Origin of the sequence: Pelagibacterium lacus, from assembly GCF_003345525.1 — a bacterium.
Classification (GTDB): domain Bacteria; phylum Pseudomonadota; class Alphaproteobacteria; order Rhizobiales; family Devosiaceae; genus Pelagibacterium; species Pelagibacterium lacus.
Genome location: NZ_QQNH01000012.1, coordinates 54,064 through 75,229, shown reverse-complemented (window position 1 = coordinate 75,229; position 21,166 = coordinate 54,064). Strand labels below are relative to the sequence as shown.

Annotated in this window: 19 protein-coding genes; 15 read left to right on the top strand and 4 right to left on the bottom strand. The window is 64.7% G+C overall.

The window, feature by feature from the left end; translation table 11 throughout:
- Window positions 1–37: 37 nt before the first annotated feature.
- The 3 genes from DVH29_RS10130 (at window position 38) to DVH29_RS10120 (ending at window position 2,862) form a co-directional block, all read left to right on the top strand.
- Window positions 38–796 (top strand): alpha/beta fold hydrolase, encoded by a 759-nt coding sequence (locus DVH29_RS10130; protein WP_114646051.1) that lies wholly within the window; start codon window positions 38–40, stop codon window positions 794–796.
- An 80-nt stretch (window positions 797–876) separates the two neighbouring features.
- Window positions 877–1,857: a hypothetical protein gene (locus DVH29_RS10125; protein WP_147276055.1), complete on the top strand. Its 981-nt coding sequence runs from the start codon at window positions 877–879 to the stop codon at window positions 1,855–1,857.
- Between the two features lie 207 nt (window positions 1,858–2,064).
- The gene (locus tag DVH29_RS10120; RefSeq protein WP_114646049.1) at window positions 2,065–2,862 is read left to right on the top strand and encodes a phytanoyl-CoA dioxygenase family protein; all 798 of its coding nucleotides are present in this window, start codon (window positions 2,065–2,067) and stop codon (window positions 2,860–2,862) included.
- A gap of 20 nt (window positions 2,863–2,882) precedes the next feature.
- Here DVH29_RS10120 and ltaE read toward each other — a convergent pair whose 3' ends face one another.
- On the bottom strand, window positions 2,883–3,902 hold the full coding sequence (gene ltaE / locus DVH29_RS10115; protein WP_114646048.1) for a low-specificity L-threonine aldolase: 1,020 nt from the start codon (window positions 3,900–3,902) through the stop codon (window positions 2,883–2,885).
- Window positions 3,903–4,386: 484 nt separating this feature from the next.
- Between ltaE and DVH29_RS10110 the strand changes: the two genes are divergently transcribed.
- From DVH29_RS10110 to DVH29_RS10095, 4 genes are all read left to right on the top strand, one after another.
- On the top strand, window positions 4,387–4,596 hold the full coding sequence (locus DVH29_RS10110) for a cold-shock protein (RefSeq protein ID WP_114646047.1): 210 nt from the start codon (window positions 4,387–4,389) through the stop codon (window positions 4,594–4,596).
- A gap of 306 nt (window positions 4,597–4,902) precedes the next feature.
- Window positions 4,903–5,376, top strand: a complete 474-nt coding sequence (gene greA / locus DVH29_RS10105) for a transcription elongation factor GreA (protein ID WP_114646046.1) — start codon at window positions 4,903–4,905, stop codon at window positions 5,374–5,376.
- Between the two features lie 159 nt (window positions 5,377–5,535).
- Window positions 5,536–6,486, top strand: coding sequence for a thioredoxin-disulfide reductase (gene trxB, locus DVH29_RS10100; RefSeq protein WP_114646045.1), 951 nt, complete (start codon window positions 5,536–5,538; stop codon window positions 6,484–6,486).
- A 36-nt stretch (window positions 6,487–6,522) separates the two neighbouring features.
- Complete coding sequence (locus tag DVH29_RS10095) at window positions 6,523–7,416, top strand: LysR family transcriptional regulator (protein WP_114646044.1); 894 nt, start codon at window positions 6,523–6,525, stop codon at window positions 7,414–7,416.
- A gap of 889 nt (window positions 7,417–8,305) precedes the next feature.
- On the opposite strand, the gene DVH29_RS10090 is transcribed toward DVH29_RS10095, so the two are convergent.
- A complete protein-coding gene (locus DVH29_RS10090) occupies window positions 8,306–9,508 on the bottom strand; it encodes a pyridoxal phosphate-dependent aminotransferase (protein WP_114646043.1) in 1,203 nt (400 codons plus the stop codon).
- Window positions 9,509–9,688: 180 nt separating this feature from the next.
- On the opposite strand from DVH29_RS10090, the gene DVH29_RS10085 reads away from it, so the two are divergent.
- Complete coding sequence (locus tag DVH29_RS10085) at window positions 9,689–10,114, top strand: CBS domain-containing protein (protein WP_114646042.1); 426 nt, start codon at window positions 9,689–9,691, stop codon at window positions 10,112–10,114.
- Between the two features lie 101 nt (window positions 10,115–10,215).
- Complete coding sequence (locus DVH29_RS10080) at window positions 10,216–11,115, top strand: DMT family transporter (protein ID WP_114646041.1); 900 nt, start codon at window positions 10,216–10,218, stop codon at window positions 11,113–11,115.
- Here the strand turns inward: DVH29_RS10080 and DVH29_RS10075 are convergent.
- On the bottom strand, window positions 11,099–11,497 hold the full coding sequence (locus DVH29_RS10075; protein ID WP_114646040.1) for a DUF2147 domain-containing protein: 399 nt from the start codon (window positions 11,495–11,497) through the stop codon (window positions 11,099–11,101). The two genes, DVH29_RS10080 and DVH29_RS10075, sit on opposite strands and share 17 nt — an antisense overlap.
- 196 nt (window positions 11,498–11,693) lie before the next feature.
- On the opposite strand from DVH29_RS10075, the gene DVH29_RS10070 reads away from it, so the two are divergent.
- The 4 genes from DVH29_RS10070 (at window position 11,694) to DVH29_RS10055 (ending at window position 14,087) form a co-directional block, all read left to right on the top strand.
- Window positions 11,694–12,278, top strand: coding sequence for a thymidine kinase (locus DVH29_RS10070; protein WP_114646039.1), 585 nt, complete (start codon window positions 11,694–11,696; stop codon window positions 12,276–12,278).
- A gap of 14 nt (window positions 12,279–12,292) precedes the next feature.
- Window positions 12,293–12,688, top strand: a complete 396-nt coding sequence (locus DVH29_RS10065) for an acyl-CoA thioesterase (RefSeq protein ID WP_114646038.1) — start codon at window positions 12,293–12,295, stop codon at window positions 12,686–12,688.
- A gap of 163 nt (window positions 12,689–12,851) precedes the next feature.
- Window positions 12,852–13,484: an SH3 domain-containing protein gene (locus DVH29_RS10060; protein ID WP_245944947.1), complete on the top strand. Its 633-nt coding sequence runs from the start codon at window positions 12,852–12,854 to the stop codon at window positions 13,482–13,484.
- A 207-nt stretch (window positions 13,485–13,691) separates the two neighbouring features.
- Complete coding sequence (locus tag DVH29_RS10055) at window positions 13,692–14,087, top strand: septal ring lytic transglycosylase RlpA family protein (protein WP_114646037.1); 396 nt, start codon at window positions 13,692–13,694, stop codon at window positions 14,085–14,087.
- Window positions 14,088–14,698: 611 nt separating this feature from the next.
- Here the strand turns inward: DVH29_RS10055 and DVH29_RS10050 are convergent.
- Window positions 14,699–16,702, bottom strand: coding sequence for a methyl-accepting chemotaxis protein (locus tag DVH29_RS10050; protein WP_158541630.1), 2,004 nt, complete (start codon window positions 16,700–16,702; stop codon window positions 14,699–14,701).
- Between the two features lie 707 nt (window positions 16,703–17,409).
- On the opposite strand from DVH29_RS10050, the gene DVH29_RS10045 reads away from it, so the two are divergent.
- Window positions 17,410–19,266 carry an ABC transporter ATP-binding protein gene (locus DVH29_RS10045; protein WP_114646061.1) on the top strand — a complete coding sequence of 619 codons (1,857 nt, stop codon included), beginning with the start codon at window positions 17,410–17,412 and terminating at the stop codon, window positions 19,264–19,266.
- On the top strand, window positions 19,263–21,164 hold the full coding sequence (locus DVH29_RS10040; protein ID WP_114646035.1) for an ABC transporter ATP-binding protein: 1,902 nt from the start codon (window positions 19,263–19,265) through the stop codon (window positions 21,162–21,164). Before DVH29_RS10045 ends, DVH29_RS10040 begins: the two co-directional genes overlap by 4 nt.
- Window positions 21,165–21,166 lie beyond the last annotated feature (2 nt).

The window sequence follows — 21,166 nt, the reverse complement described above, 5'->3', positions numbered from 1 at the left end:
ATAGGTGGACGACTTTTAAGCCGCCCGCAGCAGGACAATCCAGCCGCTACCGTGGACTAATTTTGCACCGCCGTTCTCACATGGCGCCTATATGAACATCCCCAGCATGGGAGAGATCATCCCGAGGCTGGCCGAGACCCACACCGTCTATGCCCTCGAATTCCAAGGCCACGGCCGCACCACCGATATCGACCGCCCCATCACCTATCCCAATCTGGCCGATGACGTGGCCGCCTTCATGGACGCCGTCGATCTCGGACGCGCCGATGTGCTGGGCTATTCCATGGGCGGTTCGGCGGGCGTGCAACTGGCCATCCGCCATCCCGAAAAGGTCGGCCGGCTGGCCGTCATCTCCGGAGCCTCCTTCTCGGCCTCGGGCTTCCAGCCCGAATTCCTCGAGATGATCCCCATGATGAGCCCGGAAATGTTCGTCGGCAGCCCCATGGAGGAGGCCTATCGCGAACTGGCCGCCGATCCGGAGGGGTTTCCGGCACTGGTGGAAAAGCTCATCGCCCTCGAGCACGAGCCGCTCGAATGGCGCGACGAGGTCGAAGCCCTCGACCTGCCCGTCCTCATCGTCGCCGGCGATTCCGACGTGGTCACGGCCGAGCACAGCGTGGAATTCTTCCGCCTGCTCGGCGGCGGCATCATGGGCGACATGGGCACCCCGCTTCCCGATGTGCGCCTCGCCATCCTCCCGGCCTCGTCGCACACCTCGGTCATCAACCAGCCCGACCTGCTGATGGCCCTGATCGGCCCCTTCCTGCGCGACGAAACCCCGGCAGGGTTCATGTGAACCCTCGGGATTCGTCCCACCAAGGTTGACGCGGCACGGATCGTCTCACCATCATGCAAGCCAATGTGATGGAAGTCCCCATGCCGCGTCCCCTCCTCTCCTCCCTTCTCGTCATCGCCGCCACCCTCCCCCTCTTCACCGCTCCGGCGCGGGGCGAAGCGGGCGGGGACTTTGCCCAGCGCGCCAATGCCCTGTGCCGCGACATCATCGCCGCGCGCGACCACACGGTGATGGACGGGGCGCAGCGGGGCATGCTCGATCTGGTCATTGAGGCCATGCAGGGAAAGGAGCCTCCGACCCCCGAGCGGGCCGCGGAACTCGCCGCCCTGCTCGAAGCCTCCCGCGACGAATTGGCGGCGAGCCTCGACGCCCTGCGCGCCATCGCCCCTGAAGATGCCCACACGGCGCGCCATGTCGACACCCTCCTCGCCGATGCCCGTCACAAGATCGATATCCGCGAGGCGCGGCTGGATTTGCTGGCCCGTGCGGATGCGCCGGACTGGCAATGGCCACTGGAGACGGGATTGGACATCCCCGAGGGCCCTTCCGGTGCGGAGATCGAAGCGGCATGGCAGGCCCTCGGCTTTGCCCAGCGCGATTGCCAATACCTCTTCTATTCCCCCGGCCTGCCCGCCGGTTACGGCCCCTATTGGGCCGAGGCGGCCGCCATCTGCGCCACCGTCTACGAACGCCGCCTGACCCAGCCCTTCACCGACTGGCAAAGGGCAGCCCTCGATGCACTCGTCACGGTGATGTCGGGGGATGTCCCGGCTCCGGATGCGGCGGAACCGATCGGGTCACTCGCCGCCGAATGGACCCGGACCGCCGGCGATTTCGCAGCCATCTCGCCCGAAACGACCCCTGTTCCGCAAGCCTGGGAAGCGCTGCTCGCCTCCATGGCCTCTAATGCGAAACTCTATACCGCCCGCGCCGAGGCCATCGCGGCCAGGGACGAGGACGGCCTGCGCGCTGCCTTCATCGACGCCCGGCCCAGTGGCTTCGACGCCGCATCGGTCGGCATGGAGGAAAGTTCCTGCCGCGCCCTTGCCAACCTCTCCTGAGCGGGGAGAACGGAGGCGGCCATGCCGCCTCCTTGACCCTGCGCGTTCGATCGCTATAGTGCCGCCCATGTTCATGATGTCCAACATTTTCGCCGTCTTCCTCGGCGCCTGATCCGGCGCTTCCCATAGGGAAGCCTGTCGATCCGGGCGCGCCGCGCCCGAACCCCGCCGCCCCGCGCGGCTCCATGGACTTATGGACCCTTTCCCATGTACGATGCTGCACATGCACTGACCCCGGCGCAGATCGAATCCTTTATCGCCGATGGCTATCTGCGCATCGACGACGCCTTCCCCAAAGCCCTCGCCGATGAGGGCCGCGCCATATTGTGGCGCGATACGGGCTGCGATCCCGATGATCCCTCCACCTGGACCAGGCCGGTGATCCGGCTGGGCGGCTACGCCGACAAACCCTTCCGCGAGGCGGCCAACACGCCGCGCCTGCATGCGGCCTATGACCAGCTTGTCGGCGCGGACCGCTGGCTTACGCCCCAGGGACTGGGCACCTTCCCCATCCGCTTCCCCTCCCCCGAGGCGCCGGGAGACGATGGCTGGCATATCGACGCCAGCTTCACCCTGCCCACCGACGATCCCAATGATTTCTTCTCCCTCCGGGCCAATGTGAAATCGAGGGGCCGGGCGCTGCTGATGCTCTTTCTCTTCTCCGATGTCGGGGAGGACGACGCTCCCACCCGCATCCGGGTCGGGTCGCATATGGCCATGGCGCGCTTCCTCCTGCCCCATGGAGAGGATGGAGCCACCATGCGCCAGATGGTGGCCGGGGCGTTTGCCAGCACGGAACGCTGCGCGGAGGTCCTGGCGACGGGTCCGGCCGGGACGGTCTATCTCTGCCACCCCTTCCTCGTCCACGCGGCGCAGCCCAACCGGGGCGTGAGCGTCAAGTTCATGGCCCAGCCGCCCCTCCTGCCCGCCCATGGCTTCGACCCGGCTCTGCCCCCATCTCCGGTGCAGACCGCCATCCGCAAGGCGTGCAATCTCTCGTTCTAAAGGGGTTCCCGGCCCCGCGCTCAGGCGCGGGCGAAAAAATCCTCGGCGGCGGCAAGCGCCGCATCGACGGCCGCGTCGCTGAGATCCTTGTGCGTCACCCAGCGCTGCTGCCCATAGCGGCCCGAAACGAGGATGCCGGCGGCCTTCACATGCGCCGCGAATCCCTCGGCGATGGCCGGATCGGCGCGCAGGAACACGATATTGGTCTGCGGCATCTCGACCTTGAGCGCGGCGTGCCGGGCTAGCCCCTCAGCCAGCTGCCGCGCCCGCCCATGGTCCTCGGCCAGCCGCGCCACATTGTGCTCGAGCGCATAGAGCCCCGCGGCGGCGAGGATGCCCGCCTGCCGCATGCCGCCCCCGACCATCTTGCGCAGGCGCCGCGCCCGGGCGATGAACGCCTCGCTGCCCACCAAGACCGAGCCGACCGGCGCGCCCAGGCCCTTGGAGAGGCAGACCGAGACCGTATCGAACGGCGCCGTCAATTCATGCGCGGCCCGGTTGGAGGCCACCGCCGCGTTGAAGATCCGCGCCCCGTCGAGATGGGTCGCGAGCCCGTTGGCGCGCGCCAGGGCCACCGCCTCGTCCACATAGGCCTGCGGCAGGACGCGGCCGCCTATGGTGTTTTCCAGGGCCAGCAGGCGGGTGCGAGCGAAATGCATGTCGTCGAGCTTGATCGCCGCCGCGATCTTGTCGAGCGGCAGCGAGCCATCGGGGGCATTCTCGATGGGTTGGGGCTGAATCGAGCCCAGAACCGCCGCGCCGCCGGCTTCGTATTTGTAGCTATGGGCCTCCTGCCCGGCGATGAATTCGTCGCCCCGCGCGCAATGGGTCATCAGGGCGACGAGGTTCGACTGCGTCCCCGAGGGTATGAACAGGCCCAGCTCCTTGCCGGTCAGGTCCGCGACCCGCGCCTCCAGCGCCGCAACGCTGGGGTCTTCGCCATAGACGTCGTCGCCCACCGGCGCCTCGGCCATGGCGGCGCGCATCCCCGCATCGGGGGCGGTGACGGTATCGGAACGGAAATCATATCTGGACGCCATGCGAACGCTCTCCCCTGCAAACCCTTTCTCATACCGCCCCGGCGCCGCCGCGCCAATCGGCCCGTTCGACTTGGGCGCCGACGCCCCCGCTCACGAAATACTGATCAACCCGGCACGTTCTTCAATCTAACGCGAAATACTACTGGCGGGCGCTCTCCCCCCATCGGGAGAAGGGTCAAGAGGACTGTCTAGACGCGGTAAAAAAAATTTTGCCGCGCCGGATATTCGCTAGTGCTTGAATATATCCCGGTTTTCTTCTAAAAACAGGCATCGAAATTGCGGCTGACTGATCGAGCCATGCGTCTTTTTCGCGCTGCTGACGTCCGGATCCAAGACTTCGATATGCCAGGGGGATGGCGACATTCTCCGAACCCGTGGCGCTTCTGGCCAGGGCTGGCCCCGACGGTCCGGATGCGCGCTAGACCAAGGACTTGGGCCTGCCCGCGCGGACGGCCCGTACAGCACGACGTGAAAGGACAATGCCATGGCAACTGGCACCGTCAAATGGTTCAACACCCAGAAGGGTTATGGTTTCATTCAGCCCGATGAAGGCGGGGCGGACGTGTTCGTCCATATCTCCGCCGTCCAGAATTCCGGCATGACCGGCCTGGATGAAGGCCAGAAGATTTCCTACGAGATCGTCAAGGACAAGCGCACCGGCAAATCGGCCGCCGGCAACCTCGCCGCGCAGTAGCGGCCCCGCAAAGAGCATTGCCCGGCTCTTTGGCCGGGTCGAGGAACAAGGGCACGGATCGAAACGGTTCGTGCCCTTTTCTATTTTCCCGGGGCGGGCTTGCACCGGACCGCCGCCGCACCATATGCACCAAGGAGCAGGACGAGGCCGATCCTTTGGACGAAATACGCTTGACCCGGTGATCGACCAGAGGCAACCTGAACAGAAGTTTCCCAAAAGACGCAAAAGCGAGTCCGCCGGCCGCGAGTTGGCGAGGATGACAACAGTTTGCGTTCGACACGTGTTTTTTGAAGGAGGGATTGGACAATGGACAAGATCCCCATGACCATTGCAGGTCAACAGGCGCTCGAAGCCGAATTGCAGCGCCGCACCGGTACGGATCGCCGTGCCATCATCGATGCGATTTCCGAGGCGCGCGCCCATGGCGACCTGTCGGAAAATGCCGAGTACCATGCCGCCAAGGAGCAGCAGAGCCTCAATGAAGGCCGCATCATGGAACTCGAGACCATCCTCGCCAAGGCCGAGGTGATCGACGTGACCAAGCTCTCGGGCGACACGGTCAAGTTCGGCGCCACCGTCACCCTTGTCGACGAGGACACCGACGAGGAAAAGACCTATCAGCTGGTGGGCGACGCAGAAGCCGACGCCTCGGCCGGCCGCATCTCGATTTCCTCGCCCATCGCCCGCGCCCTGATCGGCAAGACGGCCGGCGATTCGGTCGAGGTCTCGGCCCCGGGCGGCGCCCGCGGCTACGAAATCCTCAAGGTGCAGTTCGTCTAGAAACACCCCTGGGGGCGGGCCGCGCGTAATTCGGTCCGCCCCGGCGTGGGTTTTCGCCGCACCGGAGGGGTTTTCCCCCGCCAAACGCCCGGAGCGCTTGTAACCCCGGCTTGCCGTGCCATATTTGTCTGCGAACGTGAAATCGATCGGCAAAGACAAATGCACGCCAAAACCATCATCATCGGCTCGGGCCCGGCCGGCTACACCGCCGCCATCTATGCCGCCCGTGCCATGCTCGAGCCGCTCATGATCACCGGCATGCAGCCGGGCGGCCAGCTCACCATCACCACCGATGTGGAAAACTATCCCGGATTCGCCGACCCCATCCAGGGGCCGTGGCTCATGGACCAGATGCGCGCCCAGGCCGAGAACATGGGCACCAGAATCGAGAACGACCTGATCGTCGACGTCGATTTCAACATCCGCCCGTTCCGGCTCACCGGCGACAGCGGCAAGACCTATACCGCCGACAGCGTCATCATCGCCACCGGCGCCCAGGCCAAATGGCTGGGCCTGCCGACCGAGGAGAAGTTCAAGGGCTTCGGCGTGTCGGCCTGCGCCACCTGCGACGGCTTTTTCTACCGCGAGAAGACGGTGCTGGTCATCGGCGGCGGCAACACGGCGGTCGAGGAAGCCCTGTTCCTCACCAATTTCGCCTCCAAGGTGATCCTCGCCCATCGCCGCGACCAGTTCACGGCGGAAAAGGTCATGCAGCAGCGCCTGTTCAGGCACCCCAAGATCGAGGTGCGCTGGAACACCGTGCTCGACGAGGTCAGGGGCGACGCCATGCCCCCCTCGGTGCGGAGCGCGGTGCTGCGCGACGTGGTAACCCATGAGACGAGCGAAGTGGCGGTCGACGGCGTTTTCGTCGCCATCGGTCACGCTCCTGCCACGGAAATCTTCGACGGTAAGCTCGAAATGAAACAGGGCGGCTATATCGTCACCGCGCCGGACAGCACCGCGACCTCGGTGCCGGGCGTGTTCGCGGCGGGCGACGTGACCGACGACATCTACCGCCAGGCGGTCACCGCGGCAGGCATGGGCTGCATGGCCGCGCTTGAAGCCGAACGCTATCTGGCAGCACACGAAATGGCGGAAGCCGCCGAATAACTGGCGGGCGCCGGCGAAAGAGGGGACTTCGCGCCGATGCTGGATTGGGACAAGCTGCGCATATTCCACGTCGCCGCGGAATCGGGAAGTTTCACCCATTCGGCCGAAAAGCTGGGCATGTCGCAATCGGCGGTGTCGCGCCAGATCTCCGCGCTGGAGGAGGATCTGGGGTTCAAGCTCTTCATCCGCCACGCCCGCGGCCTGGTGCTGACCGAAGTGGGCGAGCAGCTCTTCCGCACCGCCCACCGCATGGCCTGGGAACTGCAATCGGTGCAGGCCCAGATGACCGAGAGCCAGGACGTGCCCACCGGGCCGCTGATCGTCACTACCACGGTGGGGTTCGGCTCGACCTGGCTCACCAAGCGCATCCACGAATTCGTCGAGCTCTACCCCACCATCCAGCTCGAGATCAAACTCAACGACGCCGAGCTCGACCTCGCTATGCGCGAGGCCGATGTGGCGATCCGGCTGCACCGGCCCAACCAGTCCGAGATGATCCAGCGCAAGCTGTTCACCGTGCACAACCATATCTATGCCGCCGAGAGCTATCTCGCCGAATTCGGCGAACCCGCCTCCATCGAGGAACTGGACGAGCACAAGATCGTCAGCTTCGGCGAGCCCTCGCCCTCCTATCTCGGCGACGTCAACTTCCTCGAACGCATCGGGCGGCCGGACAATTCCCCGCGCCGCACCACGCTGCGGGTCAATGCCATCTACGGCATGATGCAGGCCTGCCGGGCCGGGCTCGGCATCGCCATGCTGCCCGATTACGTCTGCGAGGAAGAACCCACGCTCAAGCAGGTACTCATCGACCTGTCGCTGCCGGAATACGAAACCTATTTCGTCTATCCCCCGGCGCTCAAGAACTCCAAGCGAGTCGGCGTGTTCCGCGATTTCCTCGTCGATAAGGCGCGCGACTGGCGCTATTGACGCCCGCCAACCCACCGGCCGCAGCTTTTTTTTGCAAATTTTTTGAGCAGGACCTGCCCAATCTTGCGGCGCAAAAGCGCCGTAAAAACAGGCACTTTGCCCATTGTCGCGGCAATGGCATGCGCAGAACGCATAGCTGGCATGCCCTGAGCAGGCTTGCGGCCCCCCGCTCTAATCTCTACCTGTCCGCCAGACATTGCGCGCTTTTCCTCCTCCCTTTGGGCGCGTTTGATGTTCCCTCCTTGCGAAAGGTTCTGCCTTTCGCACTTGGGCCCCGCTCTCCCCTCGAGCGGGGCTTTTTTTTGCCCGCGATTCCGGATGGGTTAACCCTTGCAGAAAATGCATGGCTGCCATTCCGAAACACTACTTTTCAAGTCGTGATTAGAACGGCATATAGAGCGGGTCACTGACGCAGCGCGCCTTCTCCTCCTCCCAAGGCCCCCTGCGAGGTGACACACAGAGCGGGAAAGGTTCCTCCTCCTCCCTCCTTGACCGCTCCTAAGGCCGCGTTTCGAACTCCTCCTCCCTCGAAAGCGGCCGACAGCTCAGAGGCTCTACCGCCCTCCCGGTAGAGCCTCTTTTTTTGCGCCGGATTCTGCCCGCAAATTAGGCACAAGTGTAAACTGCCTCTTGCATGGCAGGTATGCGGTTTTGCCCATTGTTGCAGGGAACGGATCGGCGCATATTGGCATTGTCGATGCAGCGACGCGCCTTTTCCTCCTCCCAAGGCCCCTCGCTCATCTACCCCGGACGGGCGATGTCTCCTCCCACATCGTCCCGTTCACCCGGCACCGCCGTTTCCTCCTCCCTCGGCGGGGTCGTAAACTGAGAGATTAGGGTTTTTGCCCTCGATCACGGCTCCGTCTTCGGACGGAGCCTTTTTTTCGCGCTATCGCACGCCGGCGCAGAACGCCTCGATCCGGTCGAGCGCCGCGGCGAGCATGGCATCGGACGCCGCATAGGAAAGCCTGAACTGCCCCGGAAGGCCGAAGGCGGTGCCATGCACCAGCGCCACGCCATTTTCCTCGAGCAGGGCCATGACCACGTCCTCGTCGGTCTCCAGCGCCCTGCCCCCGGCACTGGTCCGGCCGATCAGCCCGGCGCAGGACGGGAAGGCATAGAACGCCCCTTCGGGCAGCAGGCATTCGAGCCCGGCGCACTGGTTGAGCCGCTCCACCACCCGGTCGCGCCGCGTCTGGAACACGGCCCGCCACGCGCGGAGGAAGTCCTGCGGCCCGTTCAGCGCCTCGACCGCCGCCCATTGCGAGATCGAGGAGGGATTGGTGGTCGATTGCCCCTGCAATTTCTGCATGGCCCGCAGAATTTCCTTCGGGCCGGTGCAATAGCCGATGCGCCAGCCGGTCATGGCATGCGATTTCGACACCCCGTTCATGGTCACCGTCCGCCCGATCAGCCGGGGCTCCACCTCGGCAATGGTGGCGAAGCGGCGCCCGTCATAGACCAGCACCTCATAAATGTCGTCGGTGAGGATATGGACGTGCTCGTGCCGCAGCAGCACATCGGCCAGGCCCCGAAGCTCCTCGGCGGTATAGGCGGCGCCCGAGGGGTTGGATGGAGTGTTGAGGATCAGCCATTTGGTGCTGGGGGTGATCGCCGCCTCCAGCGCCGCGGGGGTGAGCTTGAAGCCGGTCTGCTGGCTCGCCTGCGCGAACACCGGCTCAGCCCCGGCCAGCCGCACGATTTCGGGATAGCTCACCCAATAGGGCACCGGCACCACCACCTGGTCGCCCGGATTGAGCGTCGCCATCAGGGCGTTGAAGATCACCTGCTTGCCGCCCGAGGAGACGAAGCAGTCCTCGGCCCTCACGTCGAGCCCGTTGTCGCGCCGGAACTTGGCCGCCACCGCTTCCTTGAGCTCGGCGATGCCCTCGATATTGGTATAGCGCGTCTCGCCGCGCTCGATCGCCGCGATGGCCGCCTTGCACACGTTCTCGGGGGTGTCGAAATCGGGCTCGCCCGCCGAAAGCGCGATGATGTCCTTGCCCTGGCGAGCCAGTTCGCGCGCCGATTGGGTTATGCTCACCGTTGCCGAAGGTTGCACCCGGTTCAATGCATCCGAGATCAGGCCCATTGTCCTCAGCCCTGCTGTTGTTCTTTCGGGCTGGTATAGTGGCTTATGGCGCTGCGAACCATCTCCAATCGCACCCCCTCAGACCAATTGCTCATCGCCGCTTTCGGCGCCCGCGGCTACTCTTGAACCTTTCCCCTGTGCAGGGCACAATCGGCTAACGGCGAAGAGGAGATAGCGACGATGTTTGTGGACTCGATTCTCACCGAAAAAGGCAGCACCGTGGTTTCCGTGTCCTCGGATGCCACGATCGGCGAACTGATCGCCGCGCTGGCCCGGCACAATATCGGTGCCATCCTGGTATGCGACGACGGCAAGGTGACCGGCATCGTGTCCGAACGCGACATCGTGCGGCATCTGGCCGGCAGCGCCGAAGGCTTCCGCGCCCAGCCGGTCTCTACTATCATGACCCGCTCGCCCAAATCGTGCCGGCGCACCGATACGGTCGAGCACGCCATGGGCATCATGACCCGCGGCCGCTTCCGCCACCTCCCGGTCATCGAGGAGGGGGAACTGGTCGGCATCGTCTCCATCGGCGACGTGGTCAAGCGCAAGCTCGAGGACGCCGAGCAGGAGGCCGACGCCCTGCGCGATTATATCGCAAGCTGATCGCGGCGAACCGCCCCGCCCGGCGCTCCCGGGTCATTTCCTTGCCACGGCGGATGGGCTAGGGAGAGGATCGCGCATCCACTCCCAGGGCCTTTCTCTTCATGCCGATGTCCCGCACCGCCGCACTGGCCTGCCTGTTCGTTGCCACAGCGATCTGGGGCTTTGCCTTCATCGCGCAGAAATCGGCCATGGACGCCATGGGGCCGCTGACCTTCACCGGCGCGCGCTTCCTGCTCGGCGGACTGCTCATCCTGCCCCTGGCCCTGCGCGAGCACGCCCGGCGACCAAACCCGGTCACGGGGCGCCAATGGGGCCTCATCCTGTTTCTCAGCCTCAACTTCTTCCTCGGCGCCGTGCTGCAGCAATATGGAGTGCTGTTCACCACCGTGACCAATTCGGGCTTTCTCACCGGGCTCTACGTGATGTTCGTGCCGGTAATCCTGCTGCTGGTGTTCCGCCAGCCGCCGCACCGGGTGGTGTGGTTCGGCGTGCCCATGGCGCTGATCGGGCTGTTCCTGCTCAATGGCGCCCGTCTCGACGGGCTCAACACCGGGGACATGCTGGTCATCGCCAGCGCCGTCTTCTGGGCGATGCACGTCCTGCTGATCGGCTATCTGGCCCGCGAGACCGGGCGGCCCATCATGGTCTCCTCGATGAGCTTCCTGTTCGCCGGGATGGTCGGCTCGATCGGCGCCCTGGGGTTCGAGACCCCGAGCCTCGACCAGCTCGGCGCCGGCTGGATCGAGATCCTCTACGCCGGAGTGCTCTCCACCGCGGTGGGCTTTACCCTGCAGGCCATCGGCCAGCAGCACGTACCGCCGGCCAATGCCGCCATCATCCTTTCGGCGGAAAGCCTGTTCGCGGCGCTGGGCGGCGCAGTGATCCTCGGCGAGCGCCTGCAGGTCATGGGTTATTTCGGCATCGTGCTGATCTTTGCCGCCATCCTCGCGGTGGAACTGCTGCCCGCGCTGGCGCGCCGGACCGTCACTGGACCCGGTTGAGCCGGATATCCTCGCAGAAGATGAACAGCGCACAGGCCTTGAGCCGCATGGTGTCGGGGCTGGTCTGGGTGAGATCGCCCCCGATATTGAATCCCTCGATCTTCACCGTGCCGCTCCACCGCCCCTCGGCGACGAGGCGCGCATTGGAGAACATGTAGGTGTTGAGATATTTGGTGTTGCGGGCGTCCTTCTTGTCCTCCCGGATCCAGATCAGCTCGGCGCACAGCCGGTTGCCGGCTTCCCCGCAATAGGTGAATTCATAGCGCGACTCCTTGTTGTCGGGCTCCCAGATCCCGATCGGGCTGAGCGCCTGAGCGGCGGCGGGAAGAGCGGCGAGGACGGTGGCCAGCGCCAGGGCGGCGAGGGTGAAAGAGCGGTTCATTATCGATCTCCGGGCCATTGGACGAAATCAGGAAAAGTGGGCACCAGTTTGTCCTTCCTCAATGCACCGCGCCGGCTGAACGCTGCCTGAACCATCTGGGCGGGAGGCGCTTCTTTTCCTGTGGACGAGGCGCACGAGGATACAGCACTTTGTCCCGGGCGGACTAAAAGGAAATCTCACGCTTTCGGGATCGCCAGTGGCCAAGCTCTATTTCTCCTACGCCTCCATGAATGCGGGCAAGTCGACCCTGCTGCTGCAGGCCTCCTACAATTACCGCGAGCGCGGCATGGACACCCTGCTGTTCACCGCCGCCCTCGACGACCGTGCCGGCAAGGGCGTGATCGCCTCGCGCATCGGGGTCGCCTGCGAGGCCGAGCTGTTCACCGCCGATGACGACCTGTTCGCCATCATCGGCCGGGCTCATGCTGAAACCCCCTATAGCTGCGTCTTCGTCGACGAAGCCCAGTTCCTGACGCCGGGGCAGGTCTGGCAATTGGCGCGGGTCGCCGACCGGCTCAACGTGCCGGTGATGTGCTACGGGCTGCGCACCGATTTCCAGGGCAAGCTGTTTCCCGGCTCGGCCGAGCTGCTCGCCATCGCCGACACCCTGCGCGAGGTGCGCACCATCTGCCATTGCGGCGCCAAGGCCACCATGGTGGTCCGCCTCGGGGCCGATGGACGGCCGCTCCTCGAAGGAGAACAGGTCGACATCGGCGGCAACGACAAATATATCTCGCTGTGCCGCCGCCATTGGGAGGACACCGTGGGGCATCGAACCTAGGCGAGAAGAAAGCGATGACACAAGCGAGCGAACCTCGGGGCAATCTCACCATCCGCACCCTGGCCATGCCGGCCGACACCAACGCCGCCGGGGACATTTTCGGCGGCTGGGTGATGAGCCAGATGGATATTGCCGGCGCCATCGCCGCCGTCGAGCATATCGGGGGCCGCGTCGCCACCGTCGCCGTGGAGGCCATGAGCTTCATCGCCCCGGTCCGGGTGGGCGACGTCCTCTGCGTCTATACCTGGATCGACCGCATCGGCACCACGTCGATCAAGGTCGGCATGGAAGCCTGGACCAAATCCCATCGCGTCCCGGCCCGCACCAAGGTCACGGAAGCCCATTTCATCTATGTGGCCCTCACCGATGACGGCAAGAAGCGGCCCATCGGCACCCCACCCAGCTATTGACCCAGGGCTGACGGCCGCAGTCTCGGCCCCGCGTTCATGCCCGGTTCAACTCGTTTCCCCTAGACGGTGAGCATGGCCGCGCCGCTGACGCGCGGCATGGAACCAAATGGGCATCCGCACCTTTGTGCCGTAAACGCCCACATCTCTCGAAGGGAGAGCCGTCATGAAATTCGGTAAAATGGTTGCAGCCCTGGTTCTGGCGGTCGCAGGCGCCTTTGCCATGGTGTCCGGCGCATTCGCCTATGAAGCGGCCGCGACCACCGCGCTCAATGTCCGCACCGGCCCGGGCACCAGCTATCCGGTGGTCGGGGCCCTCTCGGCCAATCAGGTGGTCAACGTATCCGAATGCAACGCCTCGGGCAGCTGGTGCCGCGTCGAGGCCGCCAATATCCGCGGCTGGGCGTCCGCCTCCTATCTGCGCGCCCTCCAGCCCACCCAGCCGACCCGTCCTGCCCCCGGCCAGCCCGATGTGGGCTTTTCGATCAACACCCCCAATTTCAGCTTCCAGATCGGTTCGGGCAATCGCCCCGGCCAGCCCGGACGCGGCGAGATCTGCTTTTATGAAGGCTATGACTATCGCGGCCGCAGCTTCTGCGCCCAGGATGGCGACCAGGACCGTTACCTGTCCAATTTCTGGAACGATCGCATCCGTTCGGCCCGTATCGAGGGCAATGTCTCGGCCACGGTCTGCACCGGCGGCAATTATTCCGGCCGCTGCGCCGTGATCGACCGCTCGATCCGCAATCTGGGAATGCTGGCCGACAATATTTCCTCCTATTATATCGGCCGCCGCTGAAATCAATAATCCCAAGTAAATTCCTCGACCCGCCCCGTATTACGGGGCGGGTTTTTATTGACAAAAATCGAGCCGCGAACCTGTTGCCGATTCGCGACAGTTCCGCGCAGAAGGCACGGATCACGATTTTGTCCGATTCGCTCCGGATTCTGGTCACATCTGCGTGTAGAACCCGTCCTGTTGCCAAACATATCGGATCAGGACCGAATGAAGATTATCAAGCCTACCGCGCTGGTCGCGGCATTTGCTCTTGGAGCTTTCCCCCTCGCCACCACAACAGCACTGCACGCTCAGGACACCATCTCGATCGTACAGACGCTGACCGGCACCGCTTCATGGTATGGCGGCAAGTTCCACGGCAGACGCACCGCCAACGGCGAAACCTACAACATGCACGCCATGACCGCCGCCCATAAATACCTCCCCTTCGGCACCGAGGTCGTGGTCACCAACCAGAACAATGGCCGCAGCGTCGTGGTGCGCATCAATGATCGGGGGCCGTTTGTCGGCAGCCGCATCATCGATCTGTCCCAGGGTGCCGCCAGCCAGATCGGCATGATCAATTCGGGCACCGCCCGGGTGACGGTCGAAGTGCTCGGATAGGCTTGCGCCTTTTCCACACGCTCCCAAGGCCCGCCGCGCGCCCGCGTGGCGGGCCTTTTTCATGCTCCATCCACAGGCCGGCCGGAGCCTAAACCGAAAATTTACCGCAAATTTTAGTTTGCGCCCCAACCCCCGGTTAACCGCGCATACTGGCCCGGTCGTTGAGGCGCAATTCCTGAGGCGTCCTTACGGCAAACGGCAGCAATGCCGTCGGCGTCGTGCGATCCTGTTTGGCGACAATCGCACGCGCCGGTTTGGGGGCACGTCCGCGGCGCCCCGGACCCCAACCGCGCGTCGGGGACCGGCGAACCGCAAAACAAGGGTTTTGGAGCAGCGACCGTCTCAGCAGAAGACGGGGCTCTCGCCGAACTTTACGTGTTGGAGGTCCCATGTCGTACAAGATGACGACGCAGAAATTCGTATCCATGACGGTGGCGGCCCTCACCGGGGCCGTCCTGTGCGGCCTGTTCGCAGCGGTGCTTTTCCTCACCGGCGGACTGGCGGCCTAAAAGCGTTTCCAGGAAAAGTGGCCCCGGTTTTCCGGTTCGGAAACGCGATCAAGAAAAACCCGCGCGATCCAGATCGCGCGGGTTCTCCCGATGCAATCCTGATCAGAACTCCGACCAGTCGTCCTTGAGGGCCGCATTGCCCTGGGCGAGATAGGACCGCGCCGCCGCCCGTACGGCCGGCTTGCCCACCATAGCGGGCTGGGCCCGTTCGGCCTCGGCGCTCCGGGCGCTCTCCTCGATGGTGAAGATGTCGACCACGCCGTCGAGTTCGGTGGCCTGCGCCTCGGTCTGCTCGATGGCCGCATTGGTCTCCTCGACCAGCGCGGCATTATGCTGGGTCATCTCGTCCATCTGCTGGATGGCGGTGCGAACCTCGCCGATCGCCGTGGTCTGCTCGCGATTGGCCTCGGAAATCCCCTGCATCAGCGAGGCGTTTTCTTTGACCGCAACGAGGATGTCGCCGAGCTTGGCCGCCGCTTCAACGACCAGCCGCGAGCCATCGCCGACCTCGCGGCCCGATTGCTCGATCAGCGCCTTGACCTCCGAGGAGGCGTCGGCGGCCGATTGCGCCAGCCGGCGCACTTCCACCGCCACCACGGCGAAGCCCTTGCCCGCTTCGCCGGCCCGCGCCGCTTCCACCGAGGCGTTGAGCGCCAGAAGATTGGTCTGGAAGGCTATGTCGTCGATCATGCCGATGATGTTGGAGATCTTGCCCGAGGAGCTGGTGATCCGTTCCATGGCCGATGTGGCCTTTTCCATCACCACGCCGCCATCATTGGCCAAGGCAGCGGCAGACTGGCTCTTGTCGAAGGCGATCTCGGCCTTTTCGGCATTGCCGCGCACCGTGGTGGTCAGCTGCTCGATGGCCGCCGAGGTTTCCTCGATCGCCGCCGCCTGCCGCGTCGTGCGCTCGGAAAGGTCGTTGGCCCCGGCCAGGATCTCGCTGGTCGCCGTCTTCAGCCCGCGCGAGGTGGTCCGCAGCCGCACGATGATCTCGGTGAGCTTGTCGGCCACCGAATTGGTGTCGTCGCGCAGCGCGGCGAACGCTCCGTGATAGCTGCCCTCCATGCGCTGGGTGAGGTCGGTCCGCGCCAGCGCCGAGAGCACCTGCCCCGCCTCGCCGAGCCCGGCATTGACCGTATCGAGCATGGAATTGAAATTGCCTGCCACCCGGTCGATGTCGGCATCGCCGAAGCTCTGGGTGATCCGCTTGGAAAAATCCCCCGCCACGCAGGCGTCGATCACCGCATCGAACGCGGTCTGGAAGCGCTCCATCATCTGGGCCCGCTCGGCGGCGACGCGCGCATTGCGCTCACGCTCCCGCTCGGCCTCGGCCATGGCCTGGCCATTGGCCCGGAACACCTGCAACGCCTTGGCCATCTGGCCCAGCTCGTGCTGGCGATCGGTGCCCTTGATGTCGAGGTCGAAATCGCCATCGGCCAGCCGGCGCATGAGCAGCGTCATGCCCGCGATGGTGCCCGACAGCCAGCGCCCCATGATGATCGCCAGCGCCCCGCCGAGCAGGACCGCGGCGCCACTGATCCCGACCACCACCCAGGTGCTGGTCTGCGCATCGGCCATGGCGATGGGCCCGAGCGTGTTCTGGGCGTCCTGCGCCCGCTGCATCATCGCGTCATATTCGACCTGCAACGCGTCGCCGATGGTATTGAGCTCGCGCGCCACCGCCACCCGGTCCATCACATTGTTGGTCTCGGTGGCGGTGATCAGCCGGCTGGCGGCGTCATAATAGGCCTCCGCGACGACGCGCGCCGCCTCCAGCCCTTCCAGCGCAATGGCGTCATGGGCGAAGATGGCGAGGCCATCGGCGTCATAGGTGCGCACATCGTCGATGATCTCCAGCAACGCCTCGGCCTTTTCCGCCGTCGGATCGCGCTGATATTCGGTCGACAGCAGCCGCGCCGTGGCAAGGTCGCGATTGTAGTCGTTGATCTCCAGGGACTGCCGCGCCGCGGTACGGTAGTCGCCCAACAGCCCCGACATGTGCTGCACGCCATAGACCCCGGCCAGCCCGGCCAGGCACAGCAGCACGATCAGGGCGCCGAATGCGCCGTAAACCCGGACGGCGACGCTCAGTTTAGCAAACATAGTTTCAAACCCCATGCAAATTGCCCTTCCGCCCCCGGCGGCATGGCTGGCAACATGTTCGGCCGATGACCGGATGAGGGGAAACCGCCAACGGAAAATGGCCGCTTCGACCCTCGGTCAGGTCTGCTCGCCCGCCCCGCGCGACCACCGTCCCGAATGGTCGCAAGGGCCCGTCCTGCTTACGCGAATAAGGGTTAAGAAAATGCCTAGGCAGGCGGGACAGCCAAGGCAATCCCGTGCCTTTCCGGCCGGCGGGCACGGCTGAACCATCCGTTCAGCCGCCATTCAGCCCCAGGCTGGTTATGTGGTGCGGCAAACACGAATCCGTCATTGCGTGAAACCAATCGGGTTTCCACCACGTTTAAGACGGCATAGAGGCGACAAACTGGAGGCTGAAAATGGCCCGAACCCTTATTCAGATGTCGATCGGCACCGCCGCCGGCGCCGTCATGGTCACCATGATGGTCACGGTAATGGCGTTTACCGGCGCATTTGCCTGAATACTCATACTCACAAAGCTTGTTCCTCGCGACGGCCCCCGCCCTTTCCTCCCGGCGGGGGCTTTGCTTTGCGGCCCAGGCCGGTCAAGTCACAATTGCGTATTGCACGAGGCGCCAATTCGTCCTTGAATGCGCGTCTAGGAGTCGATCCGCCCGAATCGGAACGCGATTTCCCCTCGGGTGTCCAGAAGACGTTTGGAAAGCAAAGTGTCCATCCTCACGGCTGGCCGCAGGCGTTCGCGTGGCGACGCCCGGGCCCATGTCGCCGCCGCTCATGCCGGAAAGGGCAGCAGCCCCCTGCTGCGCATCACCTTCCTTTCCCTGCGCCATCCGGTGCAGGTGACGATCGCTGTCGCGGCGACCATGATCGCCGCCCTGCTGCAATTGCTGATCCCGCGCCTGCTCGGCCAGGCCATCGACCAGGCCGAGAATATCGTCTCTGTCGCCTCCGACACCGCCCATAACGGCCTGTGGGCCACGGCGCTGACCCTGCTCGCCGTCTCGGTGGCGCGCGGTGTCTTCACGCTGTTCCAGAACTATTTCGCCGAATCCGTGGGTCATCACGTGGGCTATGAGCTGCGCCTCGCCTTTTACGACAAGGTGCAGCGCCTGTCCTATTCCTATCACGACAAGGTCCATTCCGGCGATCTGATCACTGTCGGCCTGCTCGACCTCGACGGCATCCGCATGTTCTTTTCCACCGGGCTGATCCGCGTGGTGCTGCTCACGGTCCTCATCGGGGTCGGGGCGTGGATGCTGCTTTCCACCGATGTCCTGCTCGGCCTGCTCGCCCTGAGCTTCGTGCCCTTCGTCGCCTGGCGCTCCTCGGTCGCCCGGCTCGGCCTGCGCAAGATCTGGCTGGACTTGCAGGAAAAGCTCTCGGTCCTCACCCGCATCATGGAGGAAAATCTCGGCGGCATCCGGGTGGTGCGGGCCTTTTCAGGCCAGAAACACGAGCTCGACAAATTCGACGCCGCCTCGGCCGAGGCGCTGCGCCTTGCCCATCGGCGCACCAATACACGGGTGCGCAACACCTCGATGATGACCTTTTCCTTTTTCGCCGCCATGGGGCTGGTGCTGTGGTTCGGCGGCAACAAGGTCATCGCCGGCGAAATCTCGGTGGGCACGCTGGCGAGCTTTCTCACCTTCATGACCATCCTGCAGATGCCGGTGCGCCAGCTGGGGCTGATGGTCAATTCCTTCGCCCGCGCCTCGACTTGCGGCAACCGCTTCTTTGCCTTCATCGACGCCCCGGTCGAGATCGAGGACCGGCCCGGCGCCCGGGAGCTCGTCATCACCGAGGGCACGCTGGAATTCGACGGCGTCGGCTTCACCTATGACGGCGCGTCCCAGCCCACCTTGCGCGATATTAGTTTCACCGCCCGGGCCGGCGAAACCATCGGCATCGTGGGCGCGCCGGGGTCGGGCAAGTCGACCCTCGCCCATCTCATCCCCCGCTTTTACGATGCCACCACCGGCAGCGTGCGCATCGACGGGCAGGACGTGCGCGACGTGACGCTGCAATCGCTGCGCAGCAAGGTCGCCGTGGTGCAGCAGGACACTTTCCTCTTCACCACCTCGATCGAGAACAACATCGCCTATGGCAATCCCTGGGCCAAGGAGACCCGCATCGAGAAGGCGGCCGAAAGCGCACAGCTTCACAACTACATCATGGGCCTGCCCGCCGAATACGATACGGTGGTGGGCGAGCGCGGCGTCTCGCTGTCGGGCGGCCAGCGCCAGCGCCTGTCCATCGCCCGCTCGCTGGTGCTCAAGCCCGCCGTGATGGTCTTCGACGATTCCACCGCTGCTATCGATGCGGGCACCGAGCACCGCATCCGTTCGGCCATCCGCCGCTACGCCGCCAACCGGGTGACCATCATCATCTCCCATCGCCTCTCCTCGCTGCTGCATGCCGACCGCATCCTGTTCATCGAGGACGGCGCCATCATCGAACAGGGCACCCATGCGGACCTTCTGGCGCTTGGCGGCCGCTACAAGGCGCTGCACGATCTCCAGACCCGGCCGGTCGAAGACATTGACGCCCTGGAGGCCCGCCCATGAGCACCGCCGGTCTCGACGAAGACCCCCGGATCGCCGATCCCGACGACCAGCACCCGCCCCGTGCCACGGTCGGCAGCGCCCATATCGAGGAGGAGGTGTTCGGCAAGGCTTATGACCCGCGCACCGTGCGCCGCATCTGGGCCTTCGTGCATCCCTATCGCCTGCGCATCTATCTCTCGGTCTTCGCCGTCCTCGTCTTCACCGCCACCCAGCTCGCCATTCCGCTGATCATCGGCTACGCCATCGACACCGGCATGGCGGCGGGCGGCGACGCCACCGACCTGGCCTGGGCCGTGCTGGCCTTCGCCGCCATGGTCAGCCTCAATTTCATCGCCTCCTGGGTGCAGGAAAAGCAGGTGGGCAACGTAGCCGAGAACGTGCTGTTCGACATGCGCCGCGCCATGTTCAAGCGCTTGCAGGAAGTCTCCCTGAGCTTCATGGACAAGACCGAGGTCGGGCGGCTGATGAGCCGCCTGCAGGGCGACGTCAACTCCATGCAGGAATTCCTCGAGACCTCGGTGGTCTCCATCGGCGACCTGGTCCTGCTGTTCGGCATCGTCACGGTATTACTCAGCCTCGATTGGGGCCTGGGCCTGCTCACCCTCGCCACCATGCCGGCCCTGTTCGTGGTCCGCATCTTCTGGCTCCCGCCCGCCAAGCGCGCCTTCTGGGCCGCGCACGAGACCAATTCGGCCACCAATGGCGCCATGGCCGAGGGCATCAACGGGGTGCGCACCATCCAGAATCTCGACCGCCAGAAGGTCAATTTCCACCTCTATGACGACAAGGCCTGGGGCAATCTCAAAACCCAGCTCACCGGCTCGCGCTACGCCCAGGTGATGGTGCCCATCGTCGACACCCTGACGGGGATCTCCATGGCCACCGTCATCGTGGTCGGCGGTTCGCTGGTGCTCAATGGCGGCCTGCAGGTCGGCGTCGTCGTGGCCTTCCTGTTCTATATCCAGCGCTTCTTCGATCCCATCCGCTCGCTGACCATGCAATATTCCATCATGCAGCGGGCCATGACCTCGGGCCGGCGCATCACCGAGGTACTCGACGTCCCGGTGACTATCGCCGACAGGCCCGGCGCCATCGCCCTCACCCGCGACATGGACGGCTCGGTCGATTTCGACGATGTGGTGTTCGGCTACAATCCGAAATATCCGGTGCTGAAAAACGTCTCCTTCCACGTCAATCCCGGCGAGACCGTCGCCCTGATCGGTCCCACCGGTTCGGGCAAGACCAGCGCCATGGCCCTCGTCCATCGCTTCTATGACGTCCAGTCCGGCGCCGTGCGCGTCGGCGGCCATGACGTGCGCGACGTGGCCCAAGAATCGCTCGGGCAACAGGTCGCCATGGTGCTGCAGGAACCATTCCTGTTCACCGGCACGGTGGCCGAGAACATCCGCTACAACAAGGCCGGCGCCACCCTCGAGGACGTGATCGCCGCCGCGACGGCGGTGGGGGCGCATGAGTTCATCACCCGGCTACCCGATGGCTATGACACCGTGCTCGAACAGCGCGGCTCCAATCTCTCGCTCGGCCAGCGCCAATTGCTCAGCTTCGCCCGCGCTCTGGTGGCAGATGCGAAAATCCTCGTTCTCGACGAAGCCACCGCCAATATCGACTCCTACACCGAACGCCAGATCCAGAAGGCGCTGGAGACATTGCTGGACGGGCGCACCGGCCTCGTCATCGCCCACCGCCTCGCCACCATCCGCGGCGCCGACCGGATCATCGTGCTGCAGAATGGCGAGTTGATCGAGCAGGGCAATCACGACCAGCTCATGGAGCGCAAAGGCCTGTACGCCCGCCTCTACACCATGAACTACGCCAGCTTCGACGACATTCCCGACGATCTCATCAACGCCGTCGCCGCGGAAAAATCCGGCACCTGAAC

Bases quoted from the DNA above. Each gene is read 5' to 3' on its own strand.
- greA (WP_114646046.1), top strand. From the start codon at position 4,903: ATGGACAAGATCCCCATGACCATTGCAGGTCAACAGGCGCTCGAAGCC.
- DVH29_RS10080 (WP_114646041.1), top strand. From the start codon at position 10,216: ATGCCGATGTCCCGCACCGCCGCACTGGCCTGCCTGTTCGTTGCCACA.
- DVH29_RS10125 (WP_147276055.1), top strand. From the start codon at position 877: ATGCCGCGTCCCCTCCTCTCCTCCCTTCTCGTCATCGCCGCCACCCTC.
- DVH29_RS10050 (WP_158541630.1), bottom strand. From the start codon at position 16,702: ATGTTTGCTAAACTGAGCGTCGCCGTCCGGGTTTACGGCGCATTCGGC.
- DVH29_RS10040 (WP_114646035.1), top strand. From the start codon at position 19,263: ATGAGCACCGCCGGTCTCGACGAAGACCCCCGGATCGCCGATCCCGAC.
- DVH29_RS10120 (WP_114646049.1), top strand. From the start codon at position 2,065: ATGTACGATGCTGCACATGCACTGACCCCGGCGCAGATCGAATCCTTT.
- DVH29_RS10085 (WP_114646042.1), top strand. From the start codon at position 9,689: ATGTTTGTGGACTCGATTCTCACCGAAAAAGGCAGCACCGTGGTTTCC.
- DVH29_RS10110 (WP_114646047.1), top strand. From the start codon at position 4,387: ATGGCAACTGGCACCGTCAAATGGTTCAACACCCAGAAGGGTTATGGT.
- DVH29_RS10065 (WP_114646038.1), top strand. From the start codon at position 12,293: ATGACACAAGCGAGCGAACCTCGGGGCAATCTCACCATCCGCACCCTG.
- DVH29_RS10095 (WP_114646044.1), top strand. From the start codon at position 6,523: ATGCTGGATTGGGACAAGCTGCGCATATTCCACGTCGCCGCGGAATCG.
- DVH29_RS10075 (WP_114646040.1), bottom strand. From the start codon at position 11,497: ATGAACCGCTCTTTCACCCTCGCCGCCCTGGCGCTGGCCACCGTCCTC.
- DVH29_RS10055 (WP_114646037.1), top strand. From the start codon at position 13,692: ATGAAGATTATCAAGCCTACCGCGCTGGTCGCGGCATTTGCTCTTGGA.
- ltaE (WP_114646048.1), bottom strand. From the start codon at position 3,902: ATGGCGTCCAGATATGATTTCCGTTCCGATACCGTCACCGCCCCCGAT.
- trxB (WP_114646045.1), top strand. From the start codon at position 5,536: ATGCACGCCAAAACCATCATCATCGGCTCGGGCCCGGCCGGCTACACC.
- DVH29_RS10060 (WP_245944947.1), top strand. From the start codon at position 12,852: ATGAAATTCGGTAAAATGGTTGCAGCCCTGGTTCTGGCGGTCGCAGGC.
- DVH29_RS10090 (WP_114646043.1), bottom strand. From the start codon at position 9,508: ATGGGCCTGATCTCGGATGCATTGAACCGGGTGCAACCTTCGGCAACG.